10 protein-coding genes are annotated in these 12921 nt (G+C 65.3%); 4 read left to right on the forward strand and 6 right to left on the reverse strand.

Annotated features, from left to right (window positions below; all coding sequences use genetic code 11):
* Positions 1-13: 13 nt before the first annotated feature.
* Positions 14-829 carry a TauD/TfdA family dioxygenase gene (locus IP65_RS01335; protein ID WP_054130502.1) on the forward strand — a complete coding sequence of 272 codons (816 nt, stop codon included), beginning with the start codon at positions 14-16 and terminating at the stop codon, positions 827-829.
* A complete protein-coding gene (locus IP65_RS01340; RefSeq protein WP_054130503.1) occupies positions 826-2028 on the forward strand; it encodes an MFS transporter in 1203 nt (400 codons plus the stop codon). Before IP65_RS01335 ends, IP65_RS01340 begins: the two co-directional genes overlap by 4 nt.
* A gap of 170 nt (positions 2029-2198) precedes the next feature.
* On the opposite strand, the gene IP65_RS01345 is transcribed toward IP65_RS01340, so the two are convergent.
* On the reverse strand, positions 2199-3284 hold the full coding sequence (locus IP65_RS01345) for a TauD/TfdA family dioxygenase (protein ID WP_231627502.1): 1086 nt from the start codon (positions 3282-3284) through the stop codon (positions 2199-2201).
* A gap of 348 nt (positions 3285-3632) precedes the next feature.
* On the opposite strand from IP65_RS01345, the gene IP65_RS01350 reads away from it, so the two are divergent.
* The gene (locus IP65_RS01350) at positions 3633-5966 is read left to right on the forward strand and encodes a TonB-dependent receptor (RefSeq protein WP_054130504.1); all 2334 of its coding nucleotides are present in this window, start codon (positions 3633-3635) and stop codon (positions 5964-5966) included.
* A gap of 214 nt (positions 5967-6180) precedes the next feature.
* Here the strand turns inward: IP65_RS01350 and IP65_RS01355 are convergent, their stop codons facing one another.
* Genes IP65_RS01355 through IP65_RS01365 form a run of 3 tightly spaced genes read right to left on the reverse strand, consistent with a single transcriptional unit; the run spans position 6181 to position 9287 of the window.
* Positions 6181-6789, reverse strand: a complete 609-nt coding sequence (locus IP65_RS01355; RefSeq protein WP_028657614.1) for a 2-dehydro-3-deoxy-6-phosphogalactonate aldolase — start codon at positions 6787-6789, stop codon at positions 6181-6183.
* A gap of 31 nt (positions 6790-6820) precedes the next feature.
* The gene (locus IP65_RS01360; RefSeq protein ID WP_156306342.1) at positions 6821-7714 is read right to left on the reverse strand and encodes a 2-dehydro-3-deoxygalactonokinase; all 894 of its coding nucleotides are present in this window, start codon (positions 7712-7714) and stop codon (positions 6821-6823) included.
* A complete protein-coding gene (locus IP65_RS01365; protein ID WP_054130506.1) occupies positions 7698-9287 on the reverse strand; it encodes a sodium/sugar symporter in 1590 nt (529 codons plus the stop codon). The genes IP65_RS01360 and IP65_RS01365 overlap by 17 nt, the downstream gene beginning before the upstream one ends.
* A gap of 65 nt (positions 9288-9352) precedes the next feature.
* On the opposite strand from IP65_RS01365, the gene IP65_RS01370 reads away from it, so the two are divergent.
* Entirely contained in the window at positions 9353-10114 is a 762-nt protein-coding gene (locus IP65_RS01370; RefSeq protein ID WP_171794658.1) for an FCD domain-containing protein, read from the forward strand.
* An 18-nt stretch (positions 10115-10132) separates the two neighbouring features.
* On the opposite strand, the gene IP65_RS01375 is transcribed toward IP65_RS01370, so the two are convergent.
* Complete coding sequence (locus IP65_RS01375) at positions 10133-11050, reverse strand: SMP-30/gluconolactonase/LRE family protein (RefSeq protein WP_231627505.1); 918 nt, start codon at positions 11048-11050, stop codon at positions 10133-10135.
* Positions 11037-12764, reverse strand: coding sequence for an IlvD/Edd family dehydratase (locus IP65_RS01380; RefSeq protein ID WP_231627545.1), 1728 nt, complete (start codon positions 12762-12764; stop codon positions 11037-11039). The genes IP65_RS01375 and IP65_RS01380 overlap by 14 nt, the downstream gene beginning before the upstream one ends.
* Positions 12765-12921: the final 157 nt, after the last annotated feature.

Below are 12921 nucleotides of genomic sequence, written 5' to 3' on the forward strand. Positions count from 1 at the left end.
GGCAAGCATTCCCATGGCCTATGAAACGATAACGGTACGTAATGTGACCCCGGCGATCGGCGGGGAAGTCTCTGGCCTCGATCTGACCCGGCCCCTGCCCGACGCGCAGGTGGCCGAGCTGAAAGCCGCCATGGCCGATCGGCTGGTGTTGTTCTTCCGCGATCAGCCGATCGCCCACGAAGACCATATCCGCCTGGCCAACTATTTCGGCGGCGTGCACATCGCGCCCAGCACCGCGCCCTGGCAGGTGCCCGGCCACCCGGAAGTGACCATCATCCACGCCGATGAAAACAGCACGTTCGTGGCCGGCGAAGACTGGCATTCCGACATGAGCTGCGATGAAGCCCCGCCAATGGGCTCGATCCTCTATCTCCACACCATGCCACCCGTCGGCGGCGATACGGTGTTTTCCAACATGTATGCCGCCTATGACGCGCTGTCTGACCGCATGAAGGCCTATCTTTCGGGGCTAACCGCCGTGCACGATGCCGTGGTCGGCTTTGGCGGGATCACGCCCGAAGGCATGAAGCTGCCGCGCCACAGCCATCCGGTGATCCGCACCCACCCGGTGACGGGCAAGAAGTGCATCTATGTGAACCGTGGCTTCACCACCCATATCGAGGGCGTGCCCGCGATCGAGAGCCGCGCGATCCTGACCTATCTTTATGAACACGTGCAGCATCCGATGTTCCAGTGCCGGTTTCGCTGGCAGCCGCATTCGATCGCGTTCTGGGACAACCGCTGTGCGCAGCATTCGGCGATCTGGGACTATTTCCCGCAGGTGCGCTCGGGCTATCGCGTGCAAATCCTGGGCGAAAAGCCGGAATGAGCGCCGGCCACCACGCCTTCACCACGCGTGAAGGCATGGTGGCGCTGGCCGTGTCGCTGGCGCTGTTCCTGGGCCAGGGCATCGTCTTTGCCGGCATGGGGCTGGCGCTGTTTGCCACGGGCCAGGCCCTGCACCTGGGGCCCGCCGCGCTGGGCGCAGCCTTTACCACGGTGATCGTGGGGGCCAGCGCCGGGGCCACCCTGCCCGTCTGGCTGATCACGCGGATTGGCGGGCGCCTGACGATGACCGGCGGCGCGCTGGTCATGGCGGCTGGCCTGGCGCTGGCGGGCCTTGCCAGCGGCCTTGCCCTGCTGCTGCCGGCCATGGCGCTGGTGGGCGCGGGCTTTTCCCTGCTCGCCAATACCCCGGCCTATGCGATGATCGCGGGCTGGTCGGGGCCGCGCACCAATCACGTGCTGGGCCTCTATCTGATGATCGGTGCGCTCGGCAATGCTGCCGGGCCGGCCCTGGGCCAGGAACTGATCGCCGATGGCCTGGGCTATTGGCGCGGCACTTGCGGCCTGGCGTTGGGCCTGGCGCTGCTGCTGCTTGCTGTGCTGCGCGATCCGCCGGTGCCTGCCTTGCCCGATGCCCCGCGCGCGGCTGGCTGGTGGCGACCGTTGCTGGGCCTGCGCTTTGCCGTGCTCGCCAGTGCCATGGTCCTTTCGCAAGCCGTGATCATGACCGCGCTCAGCGTTGCGCCGGCGCATCTTTCCCCGGCGCTGGGGTGGACCGCGGGCGCCGTGGCGCGGGTGCTCGCGCTGCAAGGCCTGCTTGGCGCGCTGGGCACCGGCCTTGCCGGCTTTGCCCTGCGCCATGTCCGCGCGGCGCGGCTGCTGGCGCTGTCGCTGTTGGCGACGGCGCTGGGCATGGGCGCGCTGGCTCAAGGCGGTGCGCTGATGGTCAACTGGGGCTTTGTGCCGCTGTTCGGCGTGGGCTCGGCCCTTGTCGCCATGGCGGTCACGGTACTGCTCATGGAATGGTTCGGGCACGAAACCGGCACCGCCGGCCTCGCCCTGTGCTGGACGCTCGCCGGCCTTGCCGCGTTAGGGCCTGGCCTGGCCGGGGTACTGGCGCAGTGGACCGGCAGCTATGCCGGCGCGATATGGCTGCTGGGCGCGTCATGCGTGCCAGTGGCAGTGGCGGCGGGGGTCTTGCACCGTGCCAAACCTATAGAGACCCCGTCATCCCGGGCTTGACCCGGGATCCCGCTTTTCTGTCTTAGGCCGAGAAAAGAAGCGGGACCCCGGATCAAGTCCGGGGTGACGGTTAGGCAATGCCTGTTTGGCTGGTTTTCGATCTCTGACCTGCCAACAAAACTGCCCGGCGGATCGCTCCACCGGGCTGTTTTTGTGCGCCAAAAATTGGATCAGGAAATCAGCCGCGGCACTGCCATGCCGCGCACATCGAAATGCGCATCGGGATGTTCGGCCGCGCCATCGCGCGGGGCGGCACGGTGCTGCACCACGCCGTTCTTGCCAAAGCCTTCGACCACCGGGCGCGCGCCCTTGCTCGACAGCCACAGGCGCAGCAGGTGGCGCTTGCGCTGCGGTTCGGGCCAATCCCAGAATGTGGTGCGCGCATGCAGCGCGGCGTAGTTCGACAGCCACTGGATATCGCCGGGGCGGAAATCCATCTCGATCGCCATGCCGTCTTCATAGGTGATCTCGTCGAACAGGCGCAGCACCTCGATCTGGTCCTCGGTCAACTGCGGCACGCCGGGATATTCCTGCGCGGTAAGGATATAGAGCGAGCCGGCATACATGCTGAACACGCCATCCTCCAGGCTGACGATCGGCGAGGTATAGGTATCGGCAGGGGCTTCATGATCCTGGCGGCGCCAGTCCCAGTGGAACGGCTCGAACAAAAGGGGCGCGAGATCGGGGCGGCGGCGCAGGATCTCATTGTAGATTTCCGCGCCCGAAACCAGGCACGAAAGCCCCCCTTCCCGCGCCCCGCGCAGGCACATCAAGGCCACGATATCCGAGCTGTCAGAATGATAGACCAACTTGTCGCGTACCTTGGACGAGAGCGCGGTGGGATCGTCCATCGTCTTGTCAGACGTGGCATAGACATGGTCGATCAGGTCGCCCATCTCGTTCTGACGGATGGGATCGCCCATGTGCAGGCCAAGAATGTAATAGATCGCACAGGACAGCGCATCGGAATAGATTTCTGCACGCAGGCCCCGCACCAGCACGAAGCCGCGCCCGAAATCCACTTCCTGACGCCATTCCTCGCAAGCCTGGGCAGTTTCCACCAGCGGATAGTCCTGCGCCTGCACAGTGCGCAGATCGGGATCGTCGGCCATGAAGCGCGCGCCCAGCGTTTCCAGTTCGGCAATCTGCGCGGCCGACAGTTCAAAGACCCAGTCCTGCCCCTGGCTCAGCCGGTCGCCACGCCAGGCGGCGCGGCTGGTGATGGGGGATAGCACGGGGGCGGAAGGCGTGATCACGGACAAGGCTTGGTTCCTTTGCAGCGGCGCGAAAGCATCTGACAAAAACGCATGTGCCATCATGCACTGCGCCATGTCTTGACCTGGCGCGCAAGAGATTTGGACCGGCACCGCCCGCGTCATCCGACATCATCGGTCCTTTGGGCACCTTGCATCGCAACATGGGGCTTGCTGCATCGCGGATCGGTCAACTATTCGTGCGTTGCCACGCAAGACCGCAGGGCGGTTGAACACCGATGCTGGGGCACGACAAAAAGGCCGGCCATAACGAAGGCCAGGTTCAGGGAGAACATACAGCCGGGAGGCTGTCTGAAAGCGATGAAAAGCATTTCTCGAGGGGGGAAACCCATGCGCCCGTCATCCGTCCTGCTCACTGCCACTGCATCGCTCCTGGCGCTTGCCGCCACCTCTGCCCGCGCCGCCGATGCGGCCAGCGCAACCGCCGCCGAAACGGCGCCTGCTCCGGCTGCCGATCCGATGGTCGACGCCGATGGCAGCCCGCTCGGCACCATCGTGGTCAACGGTGAAAAGCGGGAAGTGAACCTGCAAACCGCACCGATCGCGATCAGCACCGTTTCGGCCGACGCGCTGCGCCAGCGCAACGCAACCGAGCTGGCCGATCTCAACGGCTTCGTTCCCGGCCTCACCGTGACCAAGAGCGAGGGCAACGAACGCGTCATCGCCATTCGCGGCGTTGGCTATGAAACCGCGCAGAACCCCAATTCGCAGCCGGGCGTCGCGTTTCATATCGACGGCGTCTATATCGCCCACGTCGTAGCGCTGAACCAGGATCTGCTCGATGTGGATCACGTGGAAGTGCTGCGCGGCCCGCAGGGGACGGTGTTCGGCCAGACGTCCACCGGCGGCGCGGTCAACGTGATCACGCGCAAGCCCGTGCTCGGCGAATATACCGGCGAAGCGCAGCTCAGCTATGGCAACTACAACTATGTGCGCGCCATGGGCACCTTGAACGTGCCGATTGCCGAAACGCTGGCCCTGCGGGGCACGGTGCAATACCTGCGCCATGATGGCTATGGCTATGCCGTGGGCGTGCCCGGCTATGCCAAGTATCCGCTCGACGATGCCAACAATATCGGCGGCCACGTCTCGCTGCTGTGGCAGCCCAGTCCCGATACCAGCGTGACGCTTTCGGCCCAGTCGTTCGATGCCAGCCACAATGCGGCGCTGCAAAAGTGCCTGCTGTGCAGCACCGATCCGGCCGCCGGCAGCACCACCTACATCGCCGATCCCAATGCCGATCCCCGCGTGGTCAGCCAGGATTTTGGCGGCAAGTACGTCACGAAAACGCGCATGGCCTACCTCTCGATCGCGCAGACGATCGATGACAAGGTCGTGCTCAAGTCGGTCACCGCCTACCAGTATCTCAACAAGAACCAGTCGGGTGACAACGACCGCTTCATCTATGCCAACTATCACGACAACATCGTCCGGTGGCAGGACATGAGCAGCACCTGGACGCAGGAAGTCTCCGCCTCGTCCACGCCCAACAAATCGCTCGAATGGGTCGTCGGCGGGTTCTACCTGCGCCAGCATGCGCTGCAGAACATCATGGAATACACCACCGGCGGCTTTTCCACCGATCCGGCCACCGGCCAGGCCGTGTCATTCCAGACCGACAGCCCCTACCAGCACACCTCTTGGGCGGGATATGGCCAGGCGATCTTCCATGCTACCGACACACTCGATCTGATCGCCGGCGCGCGCTACAGCTGGGACAAGATCTCGGCCCAGCCGGTGCAGTATTTCGCCACCGTGCCCGAACGCATCGCCACCAGCGATGCGCTGACCGGCAAGGTCAGCGTGCAATACCAGGTCACGCCCACCAACATGCTCTATGTGACCGGGTCAAAGGGCTACAAGCCCAGCGGCGTCACGTTCGCGGGCAATTCGATCTTCGTGAAGAGCACCTACGCCAAGGAAACCGTCTGGGCGGCCGAAGTGGGTTCGAAGAACGAGTTCTTCGACAAGACCCTGCGCCTCAACGTGGCGGGCTATTACTACTGGTACAAGGATTTCCAGTTCACTGCCGAAGACCCGGTGCCCTTTGCCGGCGGCACGGCCAACATTCCGCGTGCGCAGACCTATGGCGTGGAGTTTGAAACCACCTGGGCGCCGACCAAGCAACTGCGCTTTGACGGTACCCTGGCGCTGGCCGAAGGCAAGTTCCACGGCGACTATTACACGATCGACAAGCAGACCGCGCAGGATATCCGCGCCACGACCTATGCTGCGCTGGGTTATCCCGCCGGGTGGTATTACGATCCGCGCGTGATTGCCGCGGTGATCGCCGCGTCCACCAATACCAACGGCAAGAAGATCCCCAAGCTGCCGGGTGTGCAGGGCAGCTTTGCCGCGACCTATACCGCGCCGGTTGGCCCGGGCGAGCTGATGCTGCGCGGCGAAGTGATCTATCGCGGCAAGTTCAACTCGCGCATCTTCAATGTGCCGCAGTTCGACACGGTGCCGTCCTACACCATCGGCAACCTGATGATCCAGTATCAGCCCGATGCCTCGCCCTTCACCTTCTCGGTCACGGGCACCAACATCACCGACAAGGCCGGGGTCAGCAACAAGTTCGCCGATCCTTATGGTTCGGGCACCACCAGCGTGGAATACATTCCGCCGCGCCAAGTGTTTGCCACGGTCGGCTACAAGTTCTAAGACGCGTCGTTTCCACCTTGCCGGCAGCGCGGTTCACACACCGCGCTGCCGTTTTTTTGTGCGGGTGGCAAGCAACCCCAATCCACAAACCATCGTCACCCCGGGTTTGCCCCGGGGTCCCGCTGTTCTTGATCCAAGCGCAAGGAACAAAAGAAAGCGGGACCCCGGATCAAGTCCGGGGTGACGAGTTGGTTCAGATAAGACCGAGGATCGCTCAGTCGATCAGGCGGTGCACTTCGCGCACAAAGGCCTTGGCTGCCTTGGCCACGTCTTCCGCGCTGCGCCCGGCCTTGTAGAGCGCCGAGCCCAGGCCGCCACCGGCCGCGCCCGCCGCCATCCAGTCTGACAGGTTTTCCGGCGTGACGCCGCCTACGGCCAGCACCGGCACATGGCGCGGGATCACTGCCAGTTGCGCCTTGAGCACGGCGGGGCTCGCGGCCTCAGCGGGAAACAGCTTGAGACCGTGGGCGCCGGCGTCGAGCGCGGCAAAAGCCTCGGTCGGCGTGGCATAGCCGGGCAGCGACACCATGTCGTGCGCCACGCTGCGCGCGATCACCGCCGGGTTCACGTTGGGCGAAACCACCAGTGTGCCGCCGGCATCACGCACCGCATCCACCTGGTCCACATTGAGCACAGTGCCCGCCCCAACCAGCACGTTGCTGCCATAGCGGTGGGCGATCTTTTCGATCGACACCAGCGGATCGGGCGAATTGAGCGGCACTTCAATCATGGCAAAGCCGGCCTCGACCAGAACGTCGGCCATGGCCTCGATCTCGTCCGGGCGCACCCCGCGCAGGATCGCCACGAGCGGGCAGTGGCGCATGGCCTGGGCGAAACGATCGGCGGCGGTGTGGTCAGCGGTCACGAACAAGGCTCCAGATCTGGGCGATGCCGGCAACGAACGCGGCATGGCTGTCAACAAGGTGGGCGCGGCCGCCGCATTGGGCAATGGCTGCAGTGTAAAGCGCGCCGAGCATCGGATCGGCAAGGAGATAGACATCGCTGCCCGCGGTCACGCCTGCCCCGCGCACATCGCTGCCGATGAGCAGGCCCGAGGCGTGCGCGGCGCTGTCTTCCACCACGCGCAGGCCCAGCAGGGCCGCTGCCCGCACGCCGAACAGCGCCGTTAGCAAGGCCGGGTCGGCGCTGGCTGCTACCCCGGCGCGGAACGCCGGGCCGTCGGCCACCGGCCCGCCGAGAAACTCGGCCAAGAGGCTGTGCTGCTTGAGCAGGGCAAACATTTCGCCGGTCATGCTGGTGGAAAAGCTGGCCACCGCGCCATCAACCATGCGCGCCCACTTGCAGTGCGTGCCGGGCTGGCACAGCAGCGCGTCGGCGGGCGCGAGCCCGGCGTGTACGGCGCCGAGCAGTTGCACTTCCTCGCCGCGCATCACATCGCCGCGCGGGTCAGACAGGCCCGGGACGATCCACGTGCGCGGCGCCACTTCATGCAGCGCGCCGGCAATCTGATCCGCGCCCGCCGGGCATGGCAGATAGGGCACCAGCGCCCAGCCGCGCTGCGAGCCGACCATGCCGGCGGCAACCACCGGCCAATCGCCCATCCGCGCGCGGATCGCGGCCACTTCATCGGCAAAGCCGCCCGGCCCAACCGCCAGCACGCCGCGATCGTCGCGAAAGGTCTCCAACACGCTACCCGCGCGATCGAACAGATAGACACGGCGATTGGTGGTGCCCCAATCGATAGCAAGGAAACGGTCGTTCACGGTCAAATCACCACCAATAGGCATAGAGGGCCACCAGGATCGCCAGGATCGCCACGGCGGCGGCGTTGAAGCCGGCGCTGGTGCGGAACAGGTGCGCTTCCTTGTGGATGCCCTCGCCTTGTTGCACCTGCGGGCGCGCGAGCGAAACCCCCATGGCCAGCAGCAGCGAAATCACGAAGATGATCGCCATGCGGTTCATGAACGGCACTGCCTCAAGCGCGGCGATCCCGCCAAAGCGGAACACCAGGCTGAGCAGCACCGAGGCCACCGCGCCGGTCAGGGCGCCCGCCTCTGTCGCGCGCGGCCAGAACAGGCCGAGCAGGAAGATCACCGTGATCCCCGGCGTGACGAAGCCCGAGAACTCCTGGATATACTGGAACGCCTGGTCGAGCCCGCCGAGCAGCGGCCGCGCGGTGAGGATGGCGATCACCACCGCCAGGGCCGCCGCCACGCGGCCCACCGTCACCAGCTTCTTCTCGCTCTGCTGCCCCTTGGCAAAGCGGGCATAGATATCGAGCGTGAAGATCGTGGCGATCGAGTTGATCTTGCTGGCGGTCGAGGCGATGATCGCGGCGACCAGCGCGGCGAAGACCAGGCCGAGCAGGCCCGGCGGCAACATGCGCATCATCGCCGGATAGGCTTCGTCGGGCTTGGCGAGGTTGGGCGCCAGCAGCACGGCAGCAATCCCGGGCAGCACGATGATGATCGGCATGATCAGCTTGAGGAAACCGGCAAAGACCATGCCGCGCTGCGCTTCGGGCAGGCTCTTGGCGGCCAGCGCGCGCTGGATGATGTACTGGTTGCATCCCCAGTATGACAGGTTGGCGATCCACATCCCGCCGATGATCACCGACAGGCCCGGCAGATCCTTGTAGTGCGGATCATTGGCCGAGAGGATCATGTGGAAATGCTCGGGCGCCTGCTGCACCAGCGCCTTGAAGCCCGAGAGGATACCCGGCCCATCGCCATAGAGCTGGCCGATCTGCCCCAGGGTGAGCCAGGCGATCACCAGCCCGCCCAGCACCAGCAGCGTCACCTGCACGATATCGGTCAGCGCCACGGCCTTGAGCCCGCCACGCAGTTGATAGAGCAAAGCGAAGATGCCCAGCCCCGCCAGCGCCACGTCCTGGTTGACGCCGGCCACCTGCATTACCGCCACCGAGCCGAGCCAGATGATCGAGGTGAGGTTCACGAAGACATAGAGCACCAGCCAGAACACCGCCATGACCGTGCGGATCGTCGGGCCAAAGCGCTGCTCCAGGAACTGCGGCATGGTATAGATGCCGTTCGCGAGGAAGATCGGCAGGAAATACTTGGCGACCAGCAGCAGCGTGGCCGCAGCCATCCATTCGTACGAGGCGATGGCAAGGCCGATCGCATAGCCCGACCCGGCCATGCCGACGATCTGTTCGGCCGAGATATTGGCCGCGATCAGCGAGGCGCCGATCGCCCACCACGGCAGCGATTTGGACGCGAGGAAGTAGTCGGTCGTGTCGGTTTCGTGCCCAGCCTTCTTGCGGCTGACCCATTGGGCCAGCGCGAAGATGAACACGGCATAGGCCGCCACCACGGTCGCATCGAGTGTCGATAGGCTCATTTCCCGCCCTCTCTGGTCGTTTGCGCGGGATTTGGCCTTGCCAATCCTGATCCGCGTCTATTTATATGATTAAAAAAGCACCCCATCGTGAAGGGATATCCGTGGCATTCCAACCGCTCGAAGCACGCGACGCGCTCGGCCGCAATCTCACCTACGGTCTGCTCGATCGGCTGGGCCTGCTGATCGTGGGCGGCGCCTATGCCGATCGGCCGTTTCCGACCGAGGCGGAACTGTCCGACGCGCACGGCGTCAGCCGCTCTGTCACGCGTGAGGCGGTCAAGATGCTGACGGCCAAGGGCCTGGTCAGCGCGCGCCCGCGCCAGGGCACGATCATCCAGCCCGACAGCCAGTGGAACCTGTTCGATCCCGATGTGCTGCGCTGGATGCTGGAACGCCGCTTTTCGATCGACCTGCTCACCCATTTCGGCCAGCTGCGCGTAGCGATCGAGCCGGCTGCGGCGGCGCTCGCCGCGCGCGAGGCGACCGAGGATGGCCTGGCGCTGATCCGTGCCGGCTTTGCCCGCATGCGCGCCGCCGATGCCGGGCAGGACGATGTGCTGGAAGCCGACGTTGCCTTCCACGTCGCCATTCTCAAGGCGTCGGGCAATCCCTTCTTCGGCCAGTTCCGCGATGTGGTGTCCACCGCGCTCAAGACCTCGATCCGCTATACCAACCGCATTGTCGGGCGCAGCGCCGATCTTGCCGCGCACGAGGCGGTGATGGAGGCGATCCTGGCGCGCGATGGGCAGACCGCGCAAGCCCGCATGCGCGTGATCATCGAGGACGCGCTCGATGCCATTCGCCTGAACGAGGAAGCGCTGGCCTGACACCCACATCGCCGCCGCTCAGCCCCCGAACCGGGGCGTGGGGCAGCCGCGAAAGCCGCTGCCGACGATCTCGAACAGGGCGCCGCCGGCTGGCTCGTCCACCCCATCGGCGGCAGAGCTGACGAACAGGCGATCGCGGCTTGGCCCGGCAAAGGCCAGGTTGGTGATCTGGCTGGCGGGCAGCGCAACACAATGGGTGCGGGTGCCGTCAGCCAGGAAGCGGCTGACGCTGCCTGCTCCCCACTGCGCGATCCACAGACCCCCGTCGCTGTCGATCGTCATGCCGTCGGGCGAACCCCAGCTTTCGGGAAAATCGAGGAACACCTCGCGCGGGCCCAGCGTGCCGTTGCCGTGGAAGGCAAAGCGATAGACGCGCCCGAGCGCGCTGTCGGTGTGATAGAGCCACTGCCCATCGGCCGACAGCACCGGTCCGTTGGCGATGCGATAGCCGCTGTCCACCCGCGTCCATGACAGATCGTGATCGAGCCGGTAGAAATTGCCGGTCGGGGTTTCCCCGTCCATGTTCATCGTGCCGGCCCAGATGCAGCCCTGCGGGCAGACCATGGCATCGTTCATGCGGTTGCGCGGCAGATCGGGCTCGGGCGCGCCGATCGGCACGCAGGAAAACGGATCGAGCGTAATCGTGGCAAAGCCGCTGCGCAGCCCGGCAATGAAACCGGGGCCGCCTTCGCGTTCCAGCACCCAGCCGATCATGTCGGGCACGTCCCATTCGGCCACGATGCCGCTGTCCAGGTCCAGCCGGTTGATGCGCTGGCCGATGATATCGACCCAGAACAGCGCCTGCTGCCGATCGGACCAGATCAGCCCCTCGCCCAGCAGGTCGTGCCCGTGAAACGCACCAGGGCGGTCCACCGGCACAACCTGGATGGTGGTTTGATCGGTGGCTTGATCAGGGCCTTGATCAGTGGCTGTCACGCGGCACTCCATAGACCTGGGCTACCTTCTGGAACCGCACGGCATCCTCGATCACCGCGCCGCCGGCAAACTGGCCAGTGATCTTCCGGCTGATCGCCTGCCACGGCGTCTGGTCTTCGGGGAAGCGGAACGGCTCTGCCGCCAGCGCGGCGCGGCGCGTGGCCAGTTCGGCATCGCTGACCAGCAGGTTGACGCTGCGGGTTTTCAGATCGACGCGGATGCGATCGCCATCGCGCAGCAGCGCCAGGCCTCCGCCCACCGCCGCCTCGGGGCTGGCGTTGAGGATCGAGGGGCTGCCGCTGGTGCCCGATTGGCGCCCGTCACCCAGGCATGGCAGCGCATCGATCCCGGCGCGGATCAGCGCGGCGGGCGGGCGCATGTTGACCACCTCTGCCCCGCCCGGATAGCCGATCGGCCCGGCACCACGGATCACCAGGATCGCGCGTTCATCGATGCCGAGCGCGGGATCATCGATCCGCGCGTGATAGTCTTCCGGCCCGTCGAATACAAAGACCTGGCCTTCGAATGCCTCGGGATCATCGGGGTTCGACAGATAGCGTGCGCGGAACTGGTCGCTGATCACGCTTTTCTTCATGACAGCAGCATCGAACAGGTTGCCGCCCAGCACGGTGAGACCCGCCGCCGGCTTGAGCGGGCGATCGAACGGGCGGATCACATCCTCGTCGGCAATCTTCACGTGGGCCACGTTGTCGGCCACGCTCTTGCCATTGGCAGTCAGCGCGGCGCCGTCGAGCAAGCCGGCGCGGGCCAGTTCACCCATTACCGCCGGCACGCCGCCGGCGCGGAAATAGTCTTCGCCCAGATATTCGCCCGAGGGTTGCAGGTTCACCAGCAGGGGAATGTCGGCGCCATGGTTTTCCCAGTCTTCCAGCGTCAGTTCCACGCCCACGTGGCGGGCAATGGCGTTGAGATGGATCGGCGCATTGGTCGATCCGCCGATCGCGGAATTGACGCGAATGGCGTTGAGAAAGGCACTGCGGGTGAGAATGTCCGACGGCTTGCGATCAGCTGCAACCATCTCCACGATCTGCTTGCCGGTGTAATAGGCGCATTCCTGGCGATCGCGGTGCGGCGCGGGGATCGCGGCCGAGCCGGGCAGGCTCATGCCCAGCGCCTCGGCCAGCGAATTCATCGTGGTGGCAGTGCCCATGGTGTTGCAATAGCCGGTCGAAGGCGCAGAACTGGCCACCAGTTCGATGAAGCCCTTGAAATCGATCTCGCCCTTGGACAGCATTTCGCGCGCTTTCCACACGATCGTGCCGCTGCCCGTCCGCTTGCCCTCGTGCCAGCCATTGAGCATCGGCCCGACCGACAGGGCAATGGCGGGAATGTTGACGGTGGCCGCCGCCATCAAGGCCGCCGGCGTGGTCTTGTCGCAGCCGATCGTCAGCACCACGCCATCGAGCGGATAGCCGAACAGCACTTCTACCAGACCCAGATAGGCCAGGTTGCGATCGAGGCCGGCGGTGGGCCGCTTGCCGGTTTCCTGGATCGGGTGCAGCGGAAATTCAATGGGAATGCCGCCCGCCTCGCGAATGCCGTCGCGCACGCGGCTGGCGAGCACGAGGTGGTGGCGGTTGCACGGGGAAAGATCGCTGCCGGTCTGGGCAATGCCGATGATCGGCCGATCGGATTGCAGTTCCTCGATGGTCAGGCCGTAGTTGAGGTAGCGTTCCAGGTAGAGCGCGGTCATGTCGGCCGATTCGGGATTGTTGAACCACGCCCGCGAACGCAAGGCGCGAAAGCCGCTCTTCCCGGCGTCGCTGCCTGCGGCGTTGCCCTGTTCCGTCTGCTCATTGCCCACTTGAAGCCGCTCCTTTTCGTGCCTTCGGCCGGGGCAGGATGCAGGC

This window comes from Novosphingobium sp. AAP1 (genome assembly GCF_001295765.1).
In the GTDB taxonomy this organism is placed as follows: domain Bacteria; phylum Pseudomonadota; class Alphaproteobacteria; order Sphingomonadales; family Sphingomonadaceae; genus Novosphingobium; species Novosphingobium capsulatum.